This window comes from Streptomyces roseicoloratus (assembly GCF_004117935.1).
Lineage (GTDB): Bacteria > Actinomycetota > Actinomycetes > Streptomycetales > Streptomycetaceae > Streptomyces > Streptomyces roseicoloratus.
Genome location: NZ_SDOY01000149.1, coordinates 1 through 22,843, shown reverse-complemented (window position 1 = coordinate 22,843; position 22,843 = coordinate 1). Strand labels below are relative to the sequence as shown.

At 67.7% G+C, this 22,843-nt stretch carries 20 protein-coding genes and 5 pseudogenes; 13 read left to right on the top strand and 12 right to left on the bottom strand.

Annotation, left to right across the window (positions count from 1 at the left end):
* Window positions 1–33 precede the first annotated feature (33 nt).
* Window positions 34–915 carry an IS3 family transposase gene (locus tag ESG85_RS25470; RefSeq protein ID WP_246094928.1) on the bottom strand — a complete coding sequence of 294 codons (882 nt, stop codon included), beginning with the start codon at window positions 913–915 and terminating at the stop codon, window positions 34–36.
* 2 nt (window positions 916–917) lie between these two features.
* The gene (locus ESG85_RS25465; RefSeq protein ID WP_128977975.1) at window positions 918–1,217 is read right to left on the bottom strand and encodes a transposase; all 300 of its coding nucleotides are present in this window, start codon (window positions 1,215–1,217) and stop codon (window positions 918–920) included.
* Window positions 1,218–1,286: 69 nt separating this feature from the next.
* Here ESG85_RS25465 and ESG85_RS25460 point away from each other — a divergent pair.
* Window positions 1,287–1,976: pseudogene (locus ESG85_RS25460) on the top strand (transposase); the annotation flags it as partial.
* Here the strand turns inward: ESG85_RS25460 and ESG85_RS25455 are convergent.
* From ESG85_RS25455 to ESG85_RS37030, 4 genes and pseudogenes are all read right to left on the bottom strand, one after another.
* Entirely contained in the window at window positions 1,973–2,365 is a 393-nt protein-coding gene (locus tag ESG85_RS25455; RefSeq protein WP_128983117.1) for a hypothetical protein, read from the bottom strand. The pseudogene ESG85_RS25460 and the gene ESG85_RS25455 sit on opposite strands and share 4 nt — an antisense overlap.
* Window positions 2,366–2,507: 142 nt before the next feature.
* A pseudogene (locus tag ESG85_RS25450) lies at window positions 2,508–2,881 on the bottom strand (transposase family protein); the annotation flags it as partial.
* Between the two features lie 7 nt (window positions 2,882–2,888).
* A complete protein-coding gene (locus ESG85_RS25445) occupies window positions 2,889–3,233 on the bottom strand; it encodes a hypothetical protein (protein WP_128983115.1) in 345 nt (114 codons plus the stop codon).
* Between the two features lie 52 nt (window positions 3,234–3,285).
* Window positions 3,286–3,726, bottom strand: a complete 441-nt coding sequence (locus ESG85_RS37030) for a DUF6896 domain-containing protein (RefSeq protein WP_128983113.1) — start codon at window positions 3,724–3,726, stop codon at window positions 3,286–3,288.
* A 120-nt stretch (window positions 3,727–3,846) separates the two neighbouring features.
* Between ESG85_RS37030 and ESG85_RS25435 the strand changes: the two genes are divergently transcribed.
* The 5 genes from ESG85_RS25435 (at window position 3,847) to ESG85_RS25415 (ending at window position 8,041) form a co-directional block, all read left to right on the top strand.
* Window positions 3,847–4,329, top strand: coding sequence for a hypothetical protein (locus ESG85_RS25435; RefSeq protein WP_246095281.1), 483 nt, complete (start codon window positions 3,847–3,849; stop codon window positions 4,327–4,329).
* A complete protein-coding gene (locus ESG85_RS25430) occupies window positions 4,329–5,030 on the top strand; it encodes a WD40 repeat domain-containing protein (protein ID WP_128983111.1) in 702 nt (233 codons plus the stop codon). The genes ESG85_RS25435 and ESG85_RS25430 overlap by 1 nt, the downstream gene beginning before the upstream one ends.
* Before the next feature lie 1,084 nt (window positions 5,031–6,114).
* On the top strand, window positions 6,115–6,345 hold the full coding sequence (locus ESG85_RS25425; protein ID WP_374050235.1) for a hypothetical protein: 231 nt from the start codon (window positions 6,115–6,117) through the stop codon (window positions 6,343–6,345).
* Window positions 6,342–7,244 (top strand): sigma-70 family RNA polymerase sigma factor, encoded by a 903-nt coding sequence (locus ESG85_RS25420; RefSeq protein WP_128983103.1) that lies wholly within the window; start codon window positions 6,342–6,344, stop codon window positions 7,242–7,244. Before ESG85_RS25425 ends, ESG85_RS25420 begins: the two co-directional genes overlap by 4 nt.
* Complete coding sequence (locus tag ESG85_RS25415) at window positions 7,241–8,041, top strand: hypothetical protein (protein WP_128983102.1); 801 nt, start codon at window positions 7,241–7,243, stop codon at window positions 8,039–8,041. Before ESG85_RS25420 ends, ESG85_RS25415 begins: the two co-directional genes overlap by 4 nt.
* 807 nt (window positions 8,042–8,848) lie before the next feature.
* On the opposite strand, the gene ESG85_RS25410 is transcribed toward ESG85_RS25415, so the two are convergent.
* Window positions 8,849–9,373 carry an AAA family ATPase gene (locus tag ESG85_RS25410; protein WP_128983100.1) on the bottom strand — a complete coding sequence of 175 codons (525 nt, stop codon included), beginning with the start codon at window positions 9,371–9,373 and terminating at the stop codon, window positions 8,849–8,851.
* Between the two features lie 660 nt (window positions 9,374–10,033).
* On the opposite strand from ESG85_RS25410, the gene ESG85_RS25405 reads away from it, so the two are divergent.
* The 4 genes and pseudogenes from ESG85_RS25405 to ESG85_RS25390 all read left to right on the top strand — a co-directional run bounded on the left by ESG85_RS25405 (window position 10,034) and on the right by ESG85_RS25390 (window position 12,981).
* A complete protein-coding gene (locus tag ESG85_RS25405; protein ID WP_246095279.1) occupies window positions 10,034–11,266 on the top strand; it encodes an SNIPE associated domain-containing protein in 1,233 nt (410 codons plus the stop codon).
* Window positions 11,267–11,424: 158 nt separating this feature from the next.
* On the top strand, window positions 11,425–11,682 hold the full coding sequence (locus ESG85_RS36240; RefSeq protein WP_246095278.1) for a hypothetical protein: 258 nt from the start codon (window positions 11,425–11,427) through the stop codon (window positions 11,680–11,682).
* 250 nt (window positions 11,683–11,932) lie between these two features.
* A pseudogene (locus tag ESG85_RS36230) lies at window positions 11,933–12,284 on the top strand (transposase); the annotation flags it as partial.
* A gap of 277 nt (window positions 12,285–12,561) precedes the next feature.
* Window positions 12,562–12,981: a hypothetical protein gene (locus ESG85_RS25390; RefSeq protein WP_128983096.1), complete on the top strand. Its 420-nt coding sequence runs from the start codon at window positions 12,562–12,564 to the stop codon at window positions 12,979–12,981.
* Between the two features lie 30 nt (window positions 12,982–13,011).
* Here the strand turns inward: ESG85_RS25390 and ESG85_RS37025 are convergent.
* A pseudogene (locus ESG85_RS37025) lies at window positions 13,012–13,383 on the bottom strand (IS982 family transposase); the annotation flags it as partial.
* A 31-nt stretch (window positions 13,384–13,414) separates the two neighbouring features.
* Between ESG85_RS37025 and ESG85_RS25380 the strand changes: the two are divergent.
* Window positions 13,415–14,023, top strand: a pseudogene (locus tag ESG85_RS25380) (helix-turn-helix domain-containing protein); the annotation flags it as partial.
* An 813-nt stretch (window positions 14,024–14,836) separates the two neighbouring features.
* Here ESG85_RS25380 and ESG85_RS25370 read toward each other — a convergent pair.
* Complete coding sequence (locus ESG85_RS25370) at window positions 14,837–16,186, bottom strand: ISL3 family transposase (protein ID WP_128983092.1); 1,350 nt, start codon at window positions 16,184–16,186, stop codon at window positions 14,837–14,839.
* A gap of 343 nt (window positions 16,187–16,529) precedes the next feature.
* Between ESG85_RS25370 and ESG85_RS25365 the strand changes: the two genes are divergently transcribed.
* A complete protein-coding gene (locus ESG85_RS25365) occupies window positions 16,530–16,760 on the top strand; it encodes a hypothetical protein (RefSeq protein WP_128983090.1) in 231 nt (76 codons plus the stop codon).
* A gap of 365 nt (window positions 16,761–17,125) precedes the next feature.
* Window positions 17,126–17,515 carry a hypothetical protein gene (locus tag ESG85_RS36225; protein WP_246095277.1) on the top strand — a complete coding sequence of 130 codons (390 nt, stop codon included), beginning with the start codon at window positions 17,126–17,128 and terminating at the stop codon, window positions 17,513–17,515.
* A gap of 13 nt (window positions 17,516–17,528) precedes the next feature.
* Here the strand turns inward: ESG85_RS36225 and ESG85_RS36220 are convergent, their stop codons facing one another.
* The 3 genes from ESG85_RS36220 to ESG85_RS36215 all read right to left on the bottom strand — a co-directional run bounded on the left by ESG85_RS36220 (window position 17,529) and on the right by ESG85_RS36215 (window position 21,484).
* Window positions 17,529–17,723: a hypothetical protein gene (locus ESG85_RS36220; protein ID WP_246095276.1), complete on the bottom strand. Its 195-nt coding sequence runs from the start codon at window positions 17,721–17,723 to the stop codon at window positions 17,529–17,531.
* Between the two features lie 699 nt (window positions 17,724–18,422).
* A complete protein-coding gene (locus tag ESG85_RS25355; protein WP_246095275.1) occupies window positions 18,423–21,095 on the bottom strand; it encodes a DEAD/DEAH box helicase in 2,673 nt (890 codons plus the stop codon).
* On the bottom strand, window positions 21,092–21,484 hold the full coding sequence (locus ESG85_RS36215; protein ID WP_246095274.1) for a hypothetical protein: 393 nt from the start codon (window positions 21,482–21,484) through the stop codon (window positions 21,092–21,094). Before ESG85_RS36215 ends, ESG85_RS25355 begins: the two co-directional genes overlap by 4 nt.
* Between the last annotated feature and the right edge of the window lie 1,359 nt (window positions 21,485–22,843).

The window sequence follows — 22,843 nt, the reverse complement described above, 5'->3', positions numbered from 1 at the left end:
TGAAGTTTCCCCGTGATCTCGGACACTCGTTCGTTATGCCGCGAGGGCGTGTTGGTGCCGCTGTCTGGTCTCGGCCGGGGTGAGGTAGCCGAAGATCTTGTGCTTGCGTAGGCGGCGGCGGTTGTAGAAGGTCTCGATGAAGGTGAAGACCTCGGCGCGGGCGGTGGCCCGGTCGGGCCAGGTCCGGGTTCCGATCTCTTCCTTGAGCAGGGCCCAGAAACTCTCCGCCGCGGCGTTGTCGAAACATGATCCGGTGCGTCCGCAGCTCTGTCGCAGCCCCAACTCCCGTATTCGATCTCTGAATTGCGTCGATGTGTACTCGCTGCCGCGATCGCTGTGGATCACGCATCCCGGCTCCAGGCCGCCTCGGCCGTAGGCCATGTCGAGGGCGTCGACGACGAGCTCGGCGCGGTGGTGGTCGGCCATGGCGTAGCCGACGACCTCGCGGGTGGCCAGGTCCAGCCAGCAGGCGAGGTAGAGCCAGCCCTCGGCCGTCGGCAGGTAGGTGATGTCGCCGACCAGCTTGATCCCGGGACGCGCGGCGTGGAAGTCGCGGCCGATCAGGTCCGGGGCCGGCTTCGCCTTCTTGTCCGGCCGGGTCAGTGAGCGGTGCTTGCGGCGGGTGACGCCGCGGATGTCGCGCTCGCGCATGACGCGGGCGATGCGCTTGCGGTTCACCCGCCGCCCCAGACGCCGCAGCTCGGCGTGGATGCGCGGGACGCCGTAGGTGCGACGGGAGGCGATGTGGAGCACGGTGATCTCGTGGGCGAGCGCGTCGTCGGTGGCCTGGCGCTCTCGGCGGGCGGCCTCGCCCTCGCGCCAGGCGTAGTAGGAGGAGCGGGTCACGTGCAGCACCCGGCACAACAGCACGATCGGGTAGTTCGCCTTCTCCGCATGGATCAACCGGTACAACATGGTCACCGGTCGCTCTCCTTCACGAAGAAGGCCGTCGCTTTTTTCAGGATCTCGATCGTCTGCTGCTGTTCGCGGTTCTCCCGCCGCAGCCGCTTGAGTTCCTCACGCTCCGCGCTGGTCAGCTCGCCCGGGACGCCCTCGCCCTGGTCGGCCTTGGCCCGGCGGTACCAGCCGCGCAGGGACTCGGAGCTGATGCCGAGTTCCCGGGCGACGGCGGTGACCGTCTTGCCCGAGGAGTCGACGAGCGCGATCGCGTCCCGCTTGAACTCCTCGGTGTACCGCTTCGTGTACTTGCTTCCCACCTGGTGCTACTTCCTCTGGAACCTCAGATCCCAGTCTCCAGGTGTCCACGATCAAGGGGAAGCTTCACCCGCGTGATCCTGACTGCCGCACCCACGCCGGCCGACGCCGCCAGGCTGACCCGCAGCCAGTTGCGCGCGCTGCTCAAACGGGGCGAGCGCCCACGCTGCGGAATCGAAGCTGAAGTCGAGCGGCTTCGGGCAATCTTCCGAGCCGACTACCTGCGGCAACTGCCGCAGGTCGAAAAGACTCTGGGACATCAGACAGTGGCGCTCGTCCGACAGGTCGACGCTGCCTGCCTCAGCGTTACTCAGCTCGCGGCGGCGACGGAAGAGGCATTCCTCGCACACCCTGACGCAGACATCATCACAAGCTTCCCGGGGCTGTCTGTGCTGTCCGGGGCACGCGTCCTCGCCGAGATCGGAGACGACCGCGAACGCTTCGCGGACGCCAGAGCCATGAAGGCATACGCCGGCGCGGCACCCGTGACGCGAGCCTCCGGTCGAAGCCACGTGGTAGTGGCCCGGACCGTTAAAAACCAGCGACTGGCCTCAGCCGGGCACATGTGGGCCTTTGCAGCCCTCCGAACGCAGGCTCCACGAGCCCACTACGACCGACGGAGAGCTGGTGGAGAACGCCATACCGCAGCTCTCAGGAACCTGTTCAACAAGCTGCTCGGCTGCCTCTACCACTGCCTGCGAAACCGCATGCCCTACGACCCCGAACGGGCCTTCGCCGCACCCGTCGCGCTCGCTGCCTAAAGCCGCGGGCCCACGAAGATGTCGACTGCGGCCGCGCTCCAGCCAGGCTCATCAACAGCAACACGGATTTGCCGCCTGCCCCCTTCACCGATGAGGCTCACGAAGCGCGTCACACCCATGACATCACCGATGACCAACCGTCCATCAGCCAACGAGATCGGCCCCTCGAAGACGGTCGCAAAGGAAGGATCCGGCCTTGGCGCCTCGTCGAGCGGATCGGTGAAGAGCCGGACCTTGATGAGTCGAACCTGAGCCTGAACCCGGATTGCCACATGAGTGTCACACCCGACCGCGGCCTCTCCTCTCAGCTCCAACACCGGCAGCCAGTCGGTCGACCCCAACGCCAGAACAGGATGATTCACCCGAATCTCCATGCCGGCGATCTGCATATTCGACGCTCTCTGGTGTCCGCCTTACGACGCGTCGCGATGTTATCGGGTGGCTCCGACAGACGAGGCACCTCACCTCTGACCACTGGAGTCGGAGGTGAGACTGCCACACACTGAGTTGACCTCCGACGACATGAGATGTCTTCGACCGCTCGGCGATGGTGTGGTCCCGGGTGGGGACTAGGGTGTCGTCCACGATGAGCACGGCGTCCTTGGCGAATCGCTTGCGGGGCTGGAGGGCGAGTAGCGGCCCGAGATGGTCGATGATCCGGTCCGCCGCCGACTTCGACACCCCGAACGGCGGGGCGAGCTGCCGCATGGTCAGGTTCGTGCGCGCCAGTAGGCTGCGACCAGCAGGGCCCTGTCCTCCAGCGGAAGGCTCCAGGGCCGGCCCCTGCGGACCGCGTCCGCACCCCCGCGCCGCCACACCGTCACCAGCTTCCCGAACTGCCGCGGGCTCAGCCCGGAGAACGGGGCTATCCAGGAAGGCTCCGACGCCGTGATCACACCAGTCACTGCGTGATCATTCCACTGCTTGAGGTTCCCCCTGCTCGAACGCAATGCGACAGCGTTCTACCTGGTCGTCCACCTGCTCCATGTACCAGCGCATGACCTCGTAGGGAACGACGTGCTCGTCAGGGCTCCAGACTCGGACGGTCGGTTGCAGATTCGGGTCCTCGTCCGGGACATGTGTCACCAGGAAGGCAGCGCCAGGCAAGTGGGTCACCGCGGCGTCGGGGTTCTTGGCCCCCTCGACCGATGCCGGCTTAGCTTCGCTCAGTTCCACGGCCCAGGCGTCGTCGGGCAAGGCGTAGTGGAATACGACGGCGTAGTGGCGACCTGCGTGCTCTTTGAGTTCCCATGGCATGTCGGCAGGCTGCCACAGATGCCCTGTTGGAGGCTCGCGGGTATCCCGGCTCTCACCTGGGTGCAACCCGTCCCGCGTTTGCGGGACAGACCTTAGCGACACTGAACCACCCCGGTCGCACCTCGGTCAGAAGCGATTGAAGGGACCGCACGGCGGTCCGCAGGTCCTGATCTGTGACGTCAAGAGGTTCAGGCAGGCTCAGCCCGTACCAGCGCAGCCGCCAGAGGTCGAAGGTCTCGCTCCGGTCGGGTGTGAAGTCGACATCGACCTCGATGCCGTCGTCACTGACGAAGCGGCACCCGGCCCCATGAACCGAGTAGGAGTAGGTGCCGACCCGCCCACTCCGGTTGATGATTCGGTGCGAACGGACCAGGCTGAGGACATCTGCGAGTCGCTCAAGCGAAGGGATCGCCGCCCTCATGGCCGCGTCAACTGCGTTCAGAGCGTCGACGTAACCAAGCACGAGCCCTCGTGCATCCCCAACCCGTTCCATACGGCGTCATCCCCCTGAGCCCGTGGTTGAAGGGGATTGTTCCATGGGCCGCCAGCGTCTCCGCAGGGCGGCATTCTGAAACGATCAGTAAGTCGTCAAGCCAGGCCGGTCATCATTCGAATGGACGTCGATAGCATCATGGACATGCCTGACGTGTGGATCGGCTTCAACTCTGATGACCGCCGGAGAGCTTGGTGGCAGAACGGCCTCGTGACGCTGTCCCTCACTGGTGTCATGGTGGTGATGGTCCTGACCACGCACGAACCGAACAAATGGTGGTTTGTGAGTGGCCTTGGAGTCCTCGCTGTGGTCGCGTTCGTCGGCACGGTCAATCTGATCTATGGCAGGGTCCTCCTGACCGCAAGGGGATTGGAGTTCCACACCTTCGTCAGCAGGCGAGTCATCCCTTGGAACGAGGTCGCCGGTATCGAGACGCGGCGGCGGGTGATCCGGAGCAGGATTTTGTGTGATCTGCGAGTCGTCAGGGTTCGCGGGCGGTCGCTCACGATTCCGGGGACGGCCACCAGCCGGGTGATGGATGCCGAGCTTGAGCGGAAGCAGGTAGCCATCCAGGAACGCTGGTCCCGCACGGTCAACGGCTGATGGACTTCAGTCCGGACGGCACGATGCTTGCCACCGGGGGCGCGGGCGGCATCGTGTTGCTGTGGGACGTGTGGAGGGGCGGGATCTCCAGGACGCTGCAAGGTCATACGGCCGGTGTCATCTCCGTCAGCTTCAGCCCCGACGGCCGTACCGTGGCCACCGGCTCCGGCGACACGACCGTTCGGCTGTGGGACACGGCCACGGGCGGGAGGCTCAAGGACCTGAAAGGCCACACCGACCAGGTGAACGCGGTGGCGTTCGCACCCGACGGCCGCACCCTCGCATCGACCGGGCACGATCGAACGGTCCGCATCTGGGACGTGGCCTCCGCCACGACCCGTGGCACACTGCTCGGACACACGGCCGAGGTCTTCGCCGTCGCCTTCAGCCCCGACGGCCGGACCCTCGCGAGCGGCGGCATGGACATGGCCGCACGGCTCTGGGACACCCGGACCGGCAAGCCCCTGGTCACGCTGCTCGGGCACCTCGACGCCGTGCACGCGCTGTCCTTCAGCCCAGACGGCCGCACGCTCGCGACGGGCGGACTGGACAGCACCGCCCGCGTGTGGAGCATCACCCTGCCGAATCCCGATGCAGCACGCGACGACATCTGCCGAAACGTCGGCCGAGACCTGACCCCCGAGGAACGGACGGCCTACCTACCGGGCAGGTCGGCCCGACCGGTGTGTCCGGCCGGCTGACCCGTCACCCACCAGCGCCCCCCGCTCGTGAGGATGGCGACGCGGTCCAGGACGCCGTGCTGGGCGGCAATGTGGCTGACCGGGCCGGCTGCCGGGACTGATCACGAACCGCTGACCGTCGCGTACGACCGCGTTGTCCCGTCGGATCGGCACGACCGGTCTGCTTCTCCCGACTGCGATCGTGAAACCGCCGATGAGCACAGAGCATGACGCCATCCCGGGGGTCCGGCCTTCTGGCCAGGCCCCCGGCTGACACGTCCCCGTCCCCGGGCCGGCAGCGGTACCCCATGGGCGTATGAGCGGCTGTGGATAAGGCCACCCAAGCTCCGTCCATGCCGCCGGGAGCTCGCCACCCGCTGACGGCGCCTGACTGCCGGCCGGCAGGCGCTGCTGATCCTTGCCCGTCTCTGCAGCGGCCACCCATATGTCCGGCTCGCGGCCGGTCCATCACCGTAGCCGGCATCCTGTGCCGGGCCGACAAGGGCTACCGAGGCGCCGGCGGCACCGTCCGCACCCCCGCCCACGCACCCCCGCCCACGCGCTCCATGCCGGCGAGGGCTGCCGGCGAGGGCTGCTGACGAGCACCCATGAGACATGACCGGCCAGGGGAACGGGCGCCTCGGAGCCGTCCCGGTGATCGGTGTGCTGTCGGTGCCCTGCGCTACGGTCGTTCTTCCCGTGAGGGGCCCCGTTCCCGCCCGGCCTCTGCCTCAGGCCGGGCGGGAACGGGCCGGCACGTCCCCCTTCTTCGGCACGGGGGCCGGGCCTCTTCCGGATGGAAGGGCGACACCAAGGTGTGCTGTCTCCATATGAGGGGGTCCCCGGTGGGGACGCAAGGAAAACCGGGAACTTCGCCCGTACGGGCTACTTGATGTGCTTCTTCGTGTACGGGAACGGTCGTTTGGGTCGCTCGGCTGACCGCTGTGCGACTTCTAATGTTCCGCGATTCCTTGATCACGTCGCGTGACCGCCCGGTAACGGTCCATGCTGATCCTCCCTCAACTGCGGTTCGGCACCCGCGCGTTGAAGGGGCTCTGTCGGCGTGGCCTTCCGGATGGCTGCGACACATCAAGGAGAAGCGATCTTGGACATGAAGAAGGCAGCGACAGCAAAGGCGCTGGCGCTGGTGACGGTCCTCGTCTTCGGCTGGAGCGTGGTGATGGCGGCGATGGGCCATGCGGCCCTGATAGCCGTGGCCGCCCCGGTCCTCGGCCTGACAGTGACCCAGGTCCTCCACGGCGCCCGCCGGCAGACCACACCGGTCTCCCGAGACCGCGTCGAGGCGGTGCCGGACGAGGGGGACGGCACCCCGTGACGACATCCTTCACCACCCCGGGAGCGGACCCCGATCCGCTCCCGCTGCGTCCGGGCCGCAAGCTGGGTCCCATCGCGGCCGATGTCGGCAGTTCTCACCGTGCCTGGCTGGAGCCGACGCGTGAGCGCTATCTGACCAGCGGACGCACCCTGAGCGACCTGGGCCTGTGTATCCCGCTGGCCAAGTCCAAACTGTCCGAGCTGCTGCGCGGCATCGGTCACTACCCGCGCTGGGAGGTCATCCACCGCCTCGCCGAGGAGCTCGGCATCCCCGGCTGGCCGCTGCACCACCTGTGGAAGCAGGCAGCCCTCGACGCCCGGAAAACCCGCGACTGGATCAACCGGTCCACCGCAAGGACCGTCGCCATCGCCCCGCCGGGCCCGCCCCTGGAGCACGGAGCCCTGCGCGAGATGGTCAAGGACGGATACCGCCGCTACGCCGGTGCCTTCCTGGCCGACCCGGCAGTCCGAGACGCCGCGGTCGAGGACGCCTTCGCCATCCTGTGGCTGTCCTTCGGTGACGCCCTCGCGAGCCCTGACACCCGCCGCTACGCCTGGAACATCCTGCGGGCCACGGTCAAGGCGAAGGCCGATCACCGCGACCACCGGCCCCTGCTCGCCGAGGCCGCCTTCGACACCGTCGCCCTGCGCGACAAGACGTCCCCCGAAGCCGAGATGGCGCAGCTGGCCGAGAGCCTGGAGCTGTTCGCGGCGATGAGCCGCCTGCCCGACACCCAGCTCGACGTCATGGTGCTGCGACGCCTGTGCGGTTTCACCCCCGCCAAGGTCTCCGACCTGCTCGGCATCCCCCTGGCCGCCGTCCGGTCCAACGAACGACACGCCGAACGATTCCTGGAAGACACCATCGAGCTGCCCGACTTCGGAGGAACCGCCTCATGACCACGCTCGACGACATCCTCTCCAGGGCTCTCCTCGTCCACGACCGCGCCGCGCCGCGAGACGACGTCGCGCCCCGGGACACCGAGCCCGCAGCCCGGCACCCCGTCACCCCGACGCCGAGGCCCGCCGTCTCGGAGGCCGCGGCCGAGGATTTGCGCGCCCTGTGCGAGACCCTGGTCCGCCACACGCCCGCCACCACCGTCTCCGCCTTCGTCACCGATCAGGTACCCGAACCCGGCAGCGCCCTGGTCCTGGCGTGCGTGCTGCAGCTGACGGACACCGACGATGCCGCCAGGTTCTGGTGGCAGTACGCCGCGGGCGCGGGCCAGCCGGGCGCCGCCTACTGCCTCTACCTCCATCACCTGGCCCTCGGCGAGACGCACGCCGCCCGCTGGTGGCACACCCAGACCAGCGAGGACAAGCCTGTGAGCCGTACCGTGTGCACCACGCTGCGCTGGCCTGATGCCCCTCCGGTCGTTCTGCGTCACGAGGCCAAGGCCTCGACCGCCACGATCATGCGGGTCCTGCGCAATCTGGCCCAGCATGTCAGCCGGCCGCGGTCCGCCGTGGTCACCGAGCTGATGGAGTACATGCCCACAGCCGTTGCGGTGGGCTACCTGCGCCAGCCCGACAGCGAACTGCCCCTTCCCGGACCCTCCTTCGCCCGCAGGGTTCAGGCACTGCTGGACCTGGCCGCCGACCGGCCAGACCGCCCCCGCGACCGCCCGGTCCCGCGACGGAACACCAGCCACCCTGCGTTGGCCTCCCGCGAGGTCAACGAGGCCGCGACCCGCTGAACCGCAGGCAGCATCCACCGACGCGGACGAGCCGGAGGACGGCCCCGGGCGGCCAGGAACACCCCGGGGCGGGTCCACCAGCAGGCGGAGGTGGGTGCCGTGGTGAGACGCGTCCTTCATCGACCCGTTCGCGAGCGGCTACAGCATGCAAAGGAGCGCTCAGGGCAGGTCCCAGATGAGTGTGGCTCGCCCCTCGTCGGTTCGGCTGGGCCACACGAACGGGCCGCTGCGGGCCAGTCCCGTACGAAACCGGTCCCGTCCCGGTCCCGGCTCGGCTCTGACCTGGATGGCTCTTCGGGGAGGCCTCTGAAACCTGGCTGATTCATGATCCCGGTGACGGCAAGGTGGACTTCGTGGCCGGTGCTGGAGCAGCGGCGCGGTCATGAGTTTGCGCAGGCGTTCGTGTACGGCGACCTGGAGGCGTTGCTCAGAAGGGTGCGGTCACTTCGCCAGGCAGTGGCCGTACGTGCCCTGCTCGTTCATCACCCGCTGTACTGGGGCACTGGTGCAGGTGCGGCAGACGGCGCCTGTGATCTGGGCCTGGGAGGTGCCGGCGGTGACGGGGACCGGCGTGGCAACGGGCGAACCACACGAACAGGCTCGGCCACCACCGATCCACGGTCGGAACGGACGTCACCACCCGTCCGGCGGGCCGAGCGCAACTGCCCGGGCGGACCTTCCCGTCCGAGCACTGAAGCTGCCGGCGGGCAACCGGTGTGCAAGCCCAACGCGGGCCGGGAGTCCGGTGTCCGTCCGTGGACCTGCTGGTGGCCCTCCAGCGGAACCGCACACCAAAAGCTCGTCCTGTCACCTCTTGAGGGCTTCTGCGATGTGCCGAGCTGCCTGGGCGGGGGTGAGGTACGTGGTGTCGACGACCTCGGCCTCGGCATGCAGCCAGGTGCGGGCCGCTTCGGCGTAGGGCTTGAGGTACTGGAGCCGGAAGGGGGAGTCGGGGCCGGTGACGGTGTCGCCGGCGATACGGGCGCGGAGGGTGTCCTGGTCGGCGTGGAGGACGAAGTGCCGGACCGGAAGGGAATGCTCGGCGAGTCCCGTGGTGATCTCGCGCCAGTACTGCTCGACCAGGACGGTCATGGGTATCACCAGCGTGCCGCCCGTGTACTCGAGGACACGCCGGGCGGTCTCGACCACGAGGGGCCGCCACGGGGGCCAGTGCTGGAAGTTGTCCGTCGGGGGCAGTCCTGGTGTGATGTCCATGAGTGTCTCGCCGACCTTCTCGGCGTCGAACACCCTTGAATTCGGAAGTAATTGCTGCACGAGAGCGCTGGTCGTCGTCTTCCCCGCGCCGTGGGTGCCGTTGAGCCATACGATCATGATGCCGAGGCTAGATGAATGAGTCGGATGTTCTCAGGGGCCGTAGGGGTTGCGGGACCGTGTGACTGAGGCGCCGGTGGTCCAGTTGCGCCAGATGCCGGCGGCCAGCGCGGGGACCGGTGGGCCGGGCCGGTGGGGGCGGAAGGTCACGGCCTGTCGGAGGAGCGGGCAGGCCGGCTTGCTTGTCGCGGTCTGTGGTTGTGGCGTCCGGTGGACCGGTCAGGGTTCGTTTTGCGCCGATCTTGGTGATCGTCCGTCGGTTCGGGAGTCTGCGCGGCATGATCGTGCGAGCTGGCCAGGGTGTGTCGCTGAGCGGTGCCAGGGTGGGGGAGTGCACGAGTGAGCGTGAGCGATTATCGGTTCAACCCGCCGCCGAACTGGCCAGTGCCTCAAGGCTGGGTTCCTCCGGCCGGCTGGCAGCCTGATCCCTCGTGGCCGCCCCCTCCGCCGGGCTGGCAGTTGTGGCTGGCCGGGCCTTCCGAAGCCGGTCCGGTGAACGGCGCCGTTCCCCACCAGTACATGCCTCGGTCCGAGGCCCCCGGCAGCCGGAAGAGAGGCTGGTTCGGCCGCCGACGACGAGATGAGGCAAGTGAGCTCGAAGAGCTGAGGACCTGGATCGCACAGACCCACGGCGCGGACGCCGCCCAGGTCGCAGGACTGATGGCGCGCACACGCCAGGAAGCGGCCCACCTGCTGACCCAGTCACAGGCACAGGCCGAAGCGATCGTCGAGGAAGCCCGCCAGGTCGTCAAAGACATCAGGGCCGACGCCAAGCAGATCGCCAGGGACACCGAGAAGGCCCGTAAGGAAGCCGAGCGGCATCGCGGTGAGATCTACCAGGCAGAGAGCCGCCTGACCGAACTGCGCACGCAGATCGTCACCACCGACGAGACGGTCCTGCTGCAACAGGCCGGAATCTACGCCTACCATCACCAGCTCCACGACGCCGTCGCCTACCGCAGCCGCCTGGACTGCCTGAAGACGGAGATCAAAGCCCTCGCACGCGACAACCAAGCAGTCCTGGCAGCCACGGACTGGACCGTCAACGGCTCCGCACGAGAAGGCCGGAAGATGATCCGCGACTTCTCCAAACTGATGCTCCGCGCCTACAACGCCGAAGCCGACTACGCCGTACGCACCATGCGCCCCCACCGCCTCACCTCACTGGTCGACCGCCTCTACAAGAGCCGGGAGACCATCGCCAGACTCGGCGCCACCATGCACATCCGCATCTCCGACGCCTACCACGACGCCCGCGTCCGCGAACTGCAGCTGACCGCCGACTTCCTGCAGAAGAAGGACGAGGAGAAGGAAGCCCAGCGCGAGACAAGAGCCCGCGAACGCGAAGAGGCAGCCGCCCAACGCGAGCTGGACCGCGAACGGGAGAAGCTGCACAAGGAACGCAACCACTACGAAGCCGCCCTCGAACGCCTGCGCGCCCAGGGCAACCTCGAGGCGGTACGCGACATGGAAGCCAAACTCGCCGAGATCCAGCAGGCACTCCACGACGTCGACGCGCGGGCAGCGAACGTACGCACCGGCTACGTCTACGTCGTCTCCAACATCGGCGCCTTCGGGGACAGCATCGTCAAGATCGGCATGACCCGACGCCTCGAACCCCTCGACCGCGTCTACGAGCTCAGCGGGGCCGCCGTCCCCTTCCGCTTCGACGTCCACGCACTCATCTTCAGCAAGGATGCGGTCGGCCTGGAAACCCGCCTCCACCAGGAGTTCGCCGACCGGCGCGTCAACCGCGTCAACAACAGGAAAGAGTTCTTCTACGTCACCCCCGCCGAGGTGCGCACCGCACTGGAACGCTTCGCGGGAGAGCACCTCATAGAGTTCACAGAGACCCCGCAAGCACTCGAGTGGCGCGCCAGCAGGACAGACTGACGCATCGCGACAGCATCCCCGGGCGAGCGTGTGGCTCCCCAGCTGACGGGGGGTGGACCGCAAGCCGGTCAGGACGTGCCTGGCCCGGCTGAGGCGTCCGGGATCAGTCCGGGCGGGCCGCCGACGAGCGAGGCGGACTGGTCGAAGCTGATCAAGGAGTGGTTCCCCGGGACGGTGACCGTCTCGACGACCACCAGCGGCGGCGTGACGAGCGCAAGCTGCAGGTGCCGATCTCCTCATTTCGCCGCTGGGTGCACGCGACACTTCCGGACGAGGCGGCGACGTCGCAGGTCACGGTGTTGCGTGACGACATCGAGCCCGGATCGGAGACCCAGATCGACCACGACTTCCCCGGCCCGCCGGCCTTTGATCCTGCCCAGAGGTCTCCGGGATACAGCACACCCCACGCCCGCTGAGCCGACAGTCTCGCTGCTCCTTGGGCGTGCTGATCACGAACATCGTCAACGCCGACAGGTCTTGATCATGGCGTAGACCTCCGGTGTGTGGAGGTGCCCAGGCTCCATTCCGCACACGGAGGTCTTCGTGTCCCACCGTAATGCCGGGCTGACCGTTCGACGGCAGACGGATCCTGGTCGGACGTGTCCTGGCGGGCCGTCCCGTGGTGGATGTGCCCGCGGGAATGGGCATCTCCCGTCCCATGGAGCACAAAGCGGGTCCGTCGCGGGCGGGCCGAGGGTGACGCGGGCCTGCACGACCGAGGGCCGGCGTGAGATCCCCGGAATCCGGGGCCGGCGACGGCGGCGAAGGCGCCAAGCATTGGATGCCCATTCTCACCAAGATCAATAATCGCGGCGTGACGACGTCCTGATGCTCGTCTGCGACGCGCCGAAGGGCCTGCCCGAAGCGGCGGGCCGCTTTGGCCGAAGCCGGTCGTGCAGACCTGCGCGGTCTACCTGCTGCGGAAATCATTCCGCTATGCCGCCCGCCAGGACTGGGACAGGATCGCCAGCTTCTCACGCCCGTTTACACCGCTGTGCCCGGGGAAGCCGGGCCCACGGGTACGACGTGCTTCCTCGTGTGCCGGTCAGCTGCGGGGGCCGGCGCACGGGCCTCCGTGCACGGCGGGCTCGCCGGGCGCGGCCGTCACTGCCGCGTGTACGGCCCTGATCTGCGTGTGTCCGGGTGTGGCCGGGCCTGTTCACCACGTAGGCGCGGGTGACATGATCGCCGCGTCAAGCCAGCCCGGCAATCCTCTTCCCGGCACGCTGCGTCCTTCGGGTGTGCCCATTGCCTGGGGCAGGCTAGTCGCACCGATCATGGAGGTCGCCGTCCGCATGCCCGTGACCACACTGGACCCCCAACAGTCCGGCCCCCGTCGTAGGCCCTGGAAGGGGCCGGCTCTGCTGGGCCTGGTGTGCGGCATCGTCATGACCGGCTGCCTGGTCACCGTTCTGCGCTGGCCACAGGACGAGGTGACCTACCGCAGTGCTCCGCCGCCTTCGCTGATCTACCCTGACCAGGCACCGCACCACCTGGCCCTGGTCCGTCGCAGCACCTTGTCCGGGAGCGACACGTTCCGGTTGTTCATCGGCAGACAGCCCACTCCCGCTTACGGGCACTGGCTCGACGTCGACGCGGCGCTGGGCCGGCAGGGGGTGGAGTCGGTGCAGTGGACGCGAGACGGCGTACGGGTCCGCTTCCCGAAAGGTCACGAAGTCTTCGTCCCCGCACGGGCGTTCCTCTACGGAAGGTAGCCACCGGGCTGCGACGCGACGGACCGCTCCGGAGCGTTTGACGGTCTCGGGGCCGGCCGGGTGGGGGTCGGTGTGGGGTTGATCAGCTGCGGGTCGTCGTTCCAGGCCGGCACCTGCGGGGCCAGTGCCTCGTTGATGTGGCTGATCGGTGGTCCGGCGGCGTTGAGTCGCTTGTTGGAGGCGGGTTGCCGGGCAGGTAGGGGAGCAGGTGCGCGGGCTGGGCGTGGGCTGGGCGTGGGCGAAGCGGGTGCAGTGCCGGGCGGGGGGAAACCCGAGAAGGACCTGGGCGACCGCCTGGCACGGCAGTTCGGCGTCCGTGAGTTTCGGGGGTCGCCCGATCCGGCGACAAGGCGTCACATGGTCGTCGATGAACACGTACGGTGCCGTCAGCAGGGCGTCCAGGTTTGTCTTCGCACACTGGCCAACGGGCGCCCTTCGCCATGGTCGCGACCAGCACGGACAGCGGACCTGCAGCAGATCGTGCGCTGAGGAAGCACCATTTTGGTGCGGTTTCGACGTGTGATGATGGTGCTGGCCTCGGCCGGTGGGAATCGGGTCCCGGTGATCGCGCAACTGGTACATGCCGACGAGGACACTGTCCGCGACGTGATCCATCGGTTCAACGAGATCGGTCTGGCCTGCTTGGACCCTCGGTGGGCGGGAGGCCGTCCCCGCCTTCTCAGTCCTGACGACGAAGACTTTGTCGTCAGGACGGCCATCACCCGCCCGGCCAAGCTCGGCCAGCCCTTCATGCGCTGGTCTATTCGCAAGCTCGTGGCCTACCTGCGGAAAGTGCACGGCCCGCGTCATCCGGATCGGCCGCGAGGCGTTACGTTGCCTACTCGCCCGCCGGGGCATCACCTTCCAGCGCACCAAGACCTGGAAGGAGTCCCCAGACCGCGAACGTGACGCCAAGCTCGACCGCATCGTGCACGTCCTGGAGCACTTCCCGGACCGCGTGTTCGCGTTCGAGGAGTTCGGTCCGTTCGGCATCCGGCCCACCGCCGGCTCCGGCTGGGCCCGGACTGGTCGTCCCGAGCGGAGCAGCACCGTCCGCGCCCGGGGCCGGCGGCGACGCGGGCGCGAGCCGCCGGCGGGAGCCGCGTCTGCCAGGGCGTCTTCACCGCCAACCTCCGCCTGCGGCAGATCTACTGCTCGCCCAACTGCCGCCGCGACGCAGAGAAACAGCCCAACCAGGAACGCGACGGACTGCGGGCCATCCGACTCGGCGAACAGCAGCCCCGCCAGACTCCGACGGCCGCAGTCGGCTCTGCTCGACAGGAGCAGGCCCTGACCCCCACCGCCGTCCGGAACTGCCCGCACTGCGACCAGCCCGTCACCATAGTCGCCCTGCTGGCCACCCCGGAAGCAGCCCCGCCCCACCATCGCCGGCAGAGTTCCCGAGATCACCTCCCTGCGGCGCACTCCGTGAGCACCGCGGGCAACGACTTCACCTGACCGTCACCGGTCAACAGGGCCCGGCGACCTTCGGTCGCCGGGCCCTCACACGCGCTCTTCACTCCCCAGTCTCCCCACTCACTTCAAACTGCAACGAAGTGGAGGGAAGAGCGTCCCTGGCCGATTTCAGGGCTCTGGCCGCAGTTCCGTGACGGCCTACGTCCTCATGCCGAGTGCTGACGCTTGTGCAGGGCTGCACTAGCCCGGAAGCGGAGCCGTCCGCAGCGGTCCTTGACTTCGTCGGTTGCGTCGTCGGCGCAACAGCAGTGCTGCGCCAGCCAGCGCAAGTCCTCCGGGTCAAGCCATAGAGCGATACGGCCTTGTGCGGCCTCGGCTTGCGGATCCGTGGGTTGTGGCGACTTCATGGGTCCTGACTGTATGCCCAGCTCTCGGAGCCTCATGACTGGATGAGGATGCGGGTCCGCAGGAGTTCGAACGAGGCTCGGCCATACATGGCTCGCTTGAGCGTTTTCACCCGGTTCACGTGTCCTTTGACGACGCCGGAACTCCAGGGGAGGGTGAGGCCGGCGGTGACGGCGTCGAGGTCCTGGCGGAGGAAGCCGGCGAAGCCCTTCATGGGCTTCGGTGCGTCTTGCTCGGCCTGACGGATCCACTCCAGCAGCAGGTATCGGCGCTGGTGGCGGACCAGGTCGGAGAAGGCCTGGGCGAGATCGCAGGCCCGGGTGATGTCCGGGCATGCGAGCCGGACTTGGAGGAGTCGCTCGTCCTGGCTTTCGGTGAGCGTCTCCCTTGGTCGCATGATCCACGAGGTGATCTTGCGAGGGCTGGGGATGTCGGTCCGGACGGGTTCGGCGGTGCCGGCGCGGAGGGCGGCGAGGTGTTTGCGCACGACCTGGCGGCTCCTGCGGTAGTCGCGACCCTGGATCTCCAGGAACAGGCGTGTGCCGCTGACCTGGTCTTGGGCTTCGGTGAAGCGAGTGTTGAGGTACGCCTTGAACGGCTCCAGGACGCCGTTGGGGCGGCGGTCGCGGGCGGAGGCCAGCAGTTCGTCGAGGTCGGTGTCGCGGCAGCGGCGCACGGTCTTGCGGTCGAGGTTCAGACGGCGGGCGATGGCGCTGATAGTCCAGCGTTTCTCCAGCAGGCGGTAGATGTCCTCGTAGCGGTGACGGGTGCGCTCGATGATCTGGGTGCGCGGCAGTTCCGCGGGCGGTAACAGCATCGGAGCCACCTCGGGCACCTCGGTCACCGTCTCCTCCTCGGCACGTTTGCGCAGGCAGTCGCGGTGCTGGTGGCAGGGTTTCTCCACCGCGGCGGACAGGTTCTGAAGCAAATGCCAACGATCAGCGACTTCCAGGGCATGAGAGGCGGCTTCCTTGACCGCCTTGGTATAGGCGCTGGCCCGGTCCCGGCAGATGATCTCGGCTCCAGGATGCTCGGTGAGCCACGCCGCGAACGTCTCCGAGGTGCGGTCGGGCAGCACGTCCACGACCCGGCCGGCCTCGACATCGACCAGCACGGTCCCGTAGGTGCAGCCCTTGCGGAAGGCGAACTCATCCACCCCCAGCACCCGCGGCGCACGGTCCGGCACCGTCGGCGCCGTCAACAGCCTGAGCAGCCGGGTCCGGCCCGCGACCAGCCGCAGCCGGCGGCACAACCGCGCGGCCGGACGGCCGCCGAGCTCGATCGACCGCAGCCAGCCCGTCAGCCCAGTGCTGGAGCGGCGGTGCCGCTCGGACAGGCCAGGCACCTGCTCGACGAACGTCTTGAGGGAACAAACTCTTCCGATCCCAGAAGAATCGGCGGACCCGCAACCGGACTATGACCCGGCGCGAGCCCAACGGCCGCTCGTCCAAGGTGCGTTGGTACGTGCTGTGTCTACGTCTCGCCTGCTTCCCGGCAGTCCGGGCACCGGCCCGGACGAGCCGTCGACACCGCCTCCACCGCCAGGACGTCGGAGGAGTCGTTCACGCGTTCCACTCGCACATCGATCCCGGGAAACAGCACAGCATCGGCCGTCTTGCTTACCACGCCAGGAAACACTCTGCCGAAACGATCCCTCGTTCCCCTCGTTGACCTGAGCTTTCCCGGAAGCGCGGTCAGAACCGATTTCAGAAACTTTTATCAACGGCATGCAGCACTACACCCGCAACGAAGGCACCGAACCCGACAGCGCGAAATACGCTGCGACCATGGCCGGGGACCGCGACCTAAAGCTCCGCGGCTACGAGGTGTTCCGCTTCGGCCACGACGAGCTCCGCGACCGGGACCGCGCCCAGCCGCTGCTCGCCAGCTTCCTCACCAGACTCATTGACCGCCCACCCGCCGGCCCATCTCGAGTGGCGCTGTCAGCCCGAGGCTGATAGGGGTCGCACGGTTCTGGTCACGACGCCGCCGACGACCGCAGGGCGGCCATCGGCGGGAGAGAGGTTGGGACGGGGGCGGCGTGGATGCTGACTTCACCACCAGCACAGGATCGACCTGGCAACCCTGCGCACGATACCGGCCCCACATACCTGGTGATCAAGGTCAGGGCGTGGCAACCAGGTGCAGCGCCCAGGCGAACGGTCCGATCTTTGAGCGGGAGCACCGGCCCTGACAGGCGCGCTAGACCGAAGCCAGGTTCTGCCACGGCTGACACACGCACAGAGCCGGACCTGCCACAGGTACCGTCGATCTGCGCCCGCCACCGCAACGCAAAGCCTTCAAAAGTTCCTGCTCGATGTCAGTGGCCTGCGAGATCATCATTCCGGCGTTCGGGCTCTGCCGGACGAGGGCTGAGGGGGACAGAGCGCCGCAGGAACTCTTCCTTGAAACTGTCCAGCGTGACAACCACTCATACACGAGGTTGAGCCGCGCGGCCATCAACGAGCTTCGCACCGCCTCGACCGCCGGCGGTGACGAAGAGGCTGCGCACGCTCTCATCGACCTGCTGATCGACGACTTGCCCCAGGACCCTGAGCACGACGGACTGATGGACAACTCGGAGACGGGAGCGGCCATACGGTGTCTCAAGGCCCTTCTGCGCCGCCTCGGTATCGAGTTCGAGGTCCCCTTTTACGACAAGCAGGGCTACTACTCGTTCCGGGTGGAGCACAAGAATGACCCCAGCAACTGACCTGACCAGGGCCTTAGCCCCAGTAACTGACCTGACCAGGGTCGCCCCAGCACACGCAGCGCTGGAACGACGCGAGCAGACCACCTTCACCGAAGGCTTTCGTGGGCTGCGCGGCGAGCTGCGCAACCTCGTCTTCGGCCGCCGCGCTGAAGCCAGAGATCGTCCGGGGAGACATCGCAGGTGGTGTCATCGAGATCACGAAGAACAAGGACCACTGCCTGCTGTACGACCGTCCAGTGGGAGCCTCAGGCCTCACCCGGAGCGAACTCAGCAAGTGGAGGCACCTCCAGGACGGCATCTACGGGACGTCTGAGCACCTCAGGCTGCAGGCGCTTCTGAAGCGGCTGAGGGAGCACTCAACGCCCCGGAGCAGCTGTTGCTCGACACCTACTGGGATCACGCGATGCAGCGAGGCTTCGGCGACTGTCCTGCTCTGTTGCCACAGGTCTATCTCCATGACGACCCCTTGACGCAACATCAGCGGAACCAACGGGCGGAAGGCAAGGCGCTGACGCGGCAGCGGATGGACTTCCTGATGCTCGCTCCCGGCGATCGCCGATACGTTCTCGAGCCGGACGGGAAGGAGCACTACTCGCGTCACGGGAAGGCCGCACCCGACCTATACGCCGACATGGTCCGAGAAGACCGACGGATTCGTCTTCAGGGGTACGAGGTGTACCGGTTTGGCGGAGCTGAGTTCGTGGATCGACAGGCTGCCAAGCTCATGCCGAGCGGGTTCCTCGACCAGTTACTGGCTCCGCTCCATAAGCTCCGCCCCCCGAGGAAGCCATCCAAACTGCCGTCACCTCCGAAACCGGAGCGGGTACAAGCTCGACAGCCCAGGTCATCGCGGCCCAGGTCATCGAGGCCCGGGCTGTCGCGCGCTGCGGCTCAGCGCCAGACCGAGTCAGGCCCAGTCCACGCCCAGTTCCCGCAGCGCGTTCAGCTGCTCCTGGGTGAGTCTGTCCCGCCTCGATTTGGTGTTCGAGACCCATACGCCCAGCTTCACGATCACCGGCTCCGTGTCGCCGTCGACCGCGATCTCGATGACCGTGCCGCGCGGGACCGGTCGACCCGTGCCCACCTGCTCGATCCACTGTGTGAGGGCAGTGAGGCCGCGCTGAAAGGCTTGCTGCGCCTTGCTCTGGCCCTTCGTCGCACCCCTGGCCGCCGGGGCGCGAGACGGCGCCTCAACGGGCTTGATGCCCAGCCTGGACAGCCGTTCCTGCTGCTCGGCGGAGAGTTGCGTCCAGGTCCCCGCTTCTCTTTGCCGCGTGAGCCATCGTCCGAGGTCGTCACCCTCGAACAGCACTCCGGGTGCGATGGCCGGCAGGACACCGTCAGCGTCGACGAGGTCGGCGAGCACCTTGTAGTGACGTTGCCAGTCCAGGGGCCAGGGGCAGTTCCAGTCCGGGTCGATCTCCGCGAGTTGCGCGGCCCGGGTCTCCGCACGCTGCGGGTCCTTGCCGAGGCCGCCTTTGCGGCGGAGGTTGGCCATGTGCTGCCCGACCGGGACCAGCTCGCCTTCAGCGTCTCCCCAGACGGCGTCCTGCCTCGGGGCGAGGTGCCCGGTGGCCCGCCGGTACGACCGCAGCTCGGCGAGTTTGTCCTCCCAGGCTTCCTCGCCGGGCTCCCACACCATCCCGGCCTCGTCGAGGAGGTCCTTGCGGTGAGGATCGAGTTCACCGGCCCGCAGTGATTTCCGCTGCTGGTGCACCCATCGGCCAAGCGGAAAGGCCTTCGTCGTCCCGACCTCGATCTCGATGTCATAGGGGACGGCGTGCAGGCCGGTGATCTCGTTCTCCTTCCGCCAGCGAAGGAGGGCCTGGTAGCCCTCCAGCCAGACCAGGGACTGGGGGCGGATGACGCGGCAGCGGGTGAGGGCTGCGATGTCGGCGGCGTCGCGGGGTGAGGCGAAGTTGACCACGACCGCAGTGACCCGATCGACCCCCTGCTGCTCCTCGCTGGCCTCCACGGACAGGTCCCTGTTTTCCGGGCCGGCCGCGGAGGCAGACCGGACGTGGATACGCCGCCTTTCGGTACCGCGGGTCAGGGCGCGGGAGGCAAGCTGGTCGACCATGCGTTCCGAGTGCGAGCGCAGGGCTTGGAGGATGTCGACCAGGGGCTGGTAGCTGGCCGAGGCAACCATGCCCTTGGGGTCTTCCCCGGGCTGCAGAAAGACGGGGATGATGATCCGCGCAATCTTGGTCGTGCCGTCCGGGTTGGGCCGCAGGGCGCGCCCGATGTTCTGCACGATGTCGACCTGGGAGCTGCGCGAGCCGACGATGCACACGGCTTCCACCCCGCGCAGTCCGGTGATGTCGACCCCGACCCCGAGGGCGCGCACTGAGGACAGGAACGCCCGGTGTACGCGTCGGTTCTGGGCGTCGATGCCGTTGGCGAACTGGTGGATCACTTCACGCCGGTGCGCGATGGGATGGTCCCCGCACAGCCAGGCCGCCCACACCCGCTCCGGCGGCACGTGACGGCCCTCCTCGAGCTCGTACAGCCCGGCGTCGATCGACGCCGCGGGCAGCTCCTCCGCCTCGGCCAGCGCCGCCTCGGAGGCCTCAGCGGTGTACAGCTCGGCGGCTGTGCGCGGCATCTGCTCGGCGAACGCGGCCGCCTCCTCGACCCGCTGGTGGAACACCATGGTGGTGTGCACATTCCGCTGCGCCGCGTGCTCCAGCAGCGCCGCCTGGAGCAGGGCCATGCGCCGGCCGCGCAGCGCGTCCTCGGACAGGCCGAGGATCGGGTCCGGGTCACGGATCTCGAGCACGTCGATCTCGAAACCGGCGAGGACCGATCGTTCTACCGCCTCCGCCAGCCCAAGATCAAAAATCCGGGTGCCGTACGTGTGGGAGTCATCCTCCATCGACGCGATGAGCACCTCCCGCCCGCCCCGCCCGCGCTGCGGCCGAGGCGCGGCGAGGACCCGCGGGGTGGCGGTCAGGTAGAGCCGGAAGTCGACAGGGATCCGGCTGTTGTCGTGAATTGCCGCCCACGGCCGGCCCATGTCCCCGGCGGTCATGTGTGCCTCGTCCAGAACAGCGAGATCGAACCGAGCCATCCGCTGCCCGTACAGCCGCTCCCCGCCCGCCAGAGCCGACTCCAACGGCCCAGGGACAGTCCGACGACCAGTGACATCGGCGGGGTCCTCGCGGTCCACCAGCGAGGCGTACGTGGCGAACACGACCACCGGCCCGCCCCCCGCCCACAGCGCAAGCTGGATCGGATTGGTGGTGGTGCGCACCCCGAGCTGCTCCAGGACCTCGTCCTTGTCCACCGAGCAGACCGCGACCATCGGCGCCCGGTGCCCGACCCGGCGCCAGGACTGCGCGCTCTGCACGATCAGGTCCAGGGTGGGGACCATGACGAGGATCCGTCCGTCCGGGAAGCACTCCAGAGCGCTCATGGCGGTCGTGATGGTTTTCCCGGACCCGGTCGCGGACACTCCCATCGCACGCGCCCCCTCCGGAGGCACAGACGATCTTGCAGGGAATCCCACCCACTTACGGAATGCCGACTTCTGATCGACCTGGTGTTCCCTGAGAGAGATTCTCTGCATGACGGTTTTCATTCCTGCGCGGTGGAGGATCGGGAGACGGCATGGAGTTTCGGGTGGCGTCTATGCGCCGAGGCCCTGAGTCCCCATTCGTCGAGTCCGCCGTAGACGGTACCGGTGAGACATTGAGGTGCGTCCATGACTTCGGCTTCGCCTCGGTAAACGGCAACCAGCGAGTCGGTCCCACGCCACCAGGTGTCCGCAAGGCCGGCCACCTCCGGTACGACCTCGAACCCCTCAAACTCAAGCTCGTCCACGGCAGCACCCGTCAGCCTCGTGGTCGTGCGAGCCCACCTACGGGCATGGTCCGCCAGAGCCAGGGATTCCACCCAGCCCTCGATACTGGCATGCAAGGGCACCCACTTTCCGGCGTGCAGACCGAACTCGCCGTTCGGGCCGATCACGAACGAGTAGGGAAGAGCCGTACACGGCATGCCAGCTTCGAAGTGCCAGTCAGGATCAGGCCCCCCAGGCACACCCCCATGGAGCGCCCGCGGCCCCCCGTCATAGTGAGGAGAAGGAGGAAGGGCCAGGCCGCCCCAGACCGCCTCGAAAGCAGCCACGCGGTTGATCTGAGCCGCAGGGATCCCGCGTGCTTCATCCACCGAGTCCGGTACTGCTCCACATCGCAACGTCCGGTCCAATAGCCATCACACTGGACAAAATGTTTCGCTCTGCGGCTAAGCCCTTCAGTCGCATCTTTGCCGAGTGCCTGCGGTCCCTGGGGCTGAGCAGTGGTCACGGTACTGTCCTCGGTGGTCGGGTGAGGCGGAAGCCTGGGTGCTCTGCGCAGAGCCCGGGGCGAGCGAACGCCTGCCTGCGGAGCTCTGACTCAAGGTGTGGCTGCACGGATTCGATGGGTACCGAGCAGATCGGCCGATCGGTGACAGATAGGGAGTCTCCTGCGGGCATCCCCCATTTTCGCCATCTCTACATGCTGCATCATATTCTGATGCACGGTGCCAACTGCACCTGCCAGAACCCCTTTGATGTTCCTCGGGAACATGCCATGATCTTCGTATGACCGTCACCCGAAAGGCTCATGCCGCGTAAGCGGCCCGGCGCGCTTCGCGTGCAGAACACAACACCCCGTCACATGTACCGCGCGGCCGCCCTGTGGAGGCACGCTCCTCCGGCTGTGCCGCGGCCGGCTCGTATCAGCGGGTTGTCCAGTCGCACGGTAGCCGCGATCCACCGCGTGGAGTTCCAGCGCCTGGACAAAGGCCTGCTGCCTGGTGACACGCAGACGGCGTTGCGGTGCTACCGGTGGTTCCTCGCCCGTCCAGGCCGCTATCTATACCTGACCGCGACCGTATGCGGCTGCTACGAGTGCGCCCTGACGGAAGACATAGCCATCGCGCGGGACCTGATCGAGCTGGTCCTCGCCCGTCTCCCTCACCGAGCGCGCCAGGAACTGGCGGCGCTGGTAGCGGTACTGGACGAGGAGCTGTACCGCAGGACCCTCCCAGACCCCCTTGCTCACCGCCGGCCATGGAGTTCCGGCGAACAGTGGTGGCACCACAGGCTCTACGATGAGTCCCACCACCTCTAACCCCCGGCCGCCTGCAGAAAAAGAGACGAAGACCCAGCCCACCCCCGCTGCTGCCGGGCCGTCAGGCCCGCAAGTGGGCCGCGCGAAGCGTGGCACACCGTCAGGGTGCGCAGCACCCTAGGCGGTTGAAGCGCAGCGCAGACCGCCAGGCCCTGGCGCGCAGCGCCAGGGCTGGCTCGCGAAGCGAGCCCGCTCCTTTTTTGCTGGGGGA

Coding starts and splice junctions, on each gene's coding strand:
- ESG85_RS25470 (WP_246094928.1), bottom strand. CDS start 915: ATGTTGTACCGGTTGATCCATGCGGAGAAGGCGAACTACCCGATCGTG.
- ESG85_RS25455 (WP_128983117.1), bottom strand. CDS start 2,365: ATGCAGATCGCCGGCATGGAGATTCGGGTGAATCATCCTGTTCTGGCG.
- ESG85_RS25445 (WP_128983115.1), bottom strand. CDS start 3,233: ATGCCATGGGAACTCAAAGAGCACGCAGGTCGCCACTACGCCGTCGTA.
- ESG85_RS37030 (WP_128983113.1), bottom strand. CDS start 3,726: ATGGAACGGGTTGGGGATGCACGAGGGCTCGTGCTTGGTTACGTCGAC.
- ESG85_RS25435 (WP_246095281.1), top strand. CDS start 3,847: ATGGACGTCGATAGCATCATGGACATGCCTGACGTGTGGATCGGCTTC.
- ESG85_RS25430 (WP_128983111.1), top strand. CDS start 4,329: ATGGACTTCAGTCCGGACGGCACGATGCTTGCCACCGGGGGCGCGGGC.
- ESG85_RS25415 (WP_128983102.1), top strand. CDS start 7,241: ATGACCACGCTCGACGACATCCTCTCCAGGGCTCTCCTCGTCCACGAC.
- ESG85_RS25410 (WP_128983100.1), bottom strand. CDS start 9,373: ATGATCGTATGGCTCAACGGCACCCACGGCGCGGGGAAGACGACGACC.
- ESG85_RS25405 (WP_246095279.1), top strand. CDS start 10,034: ATGGCGCGCACACGCCAGGAAGCGGCCCACCTGCTGACCCAGTCACAG.
- ESG85_RS25390 (WP_128983096.1), top strand. CDS start 12,562: ATGCCCGTGACCACACTGGACCCCCAACAGTCCGGCCCCCGTCGTAGG.
- ESG85_RS25365 (WP_128983090.1), top strand. CDS start 16,530: ATGCAGCACTACACCCGCAACGAAGGCACCGAACCCGACAGCGCGAAA.
- ESG85_RS25355 (WP_246095275.1), bottom strand. CDS start 21,095: ATGAAAACCGTCATGCAGAGAATCTCTCTCAGGGAACACCAGGTCGAT.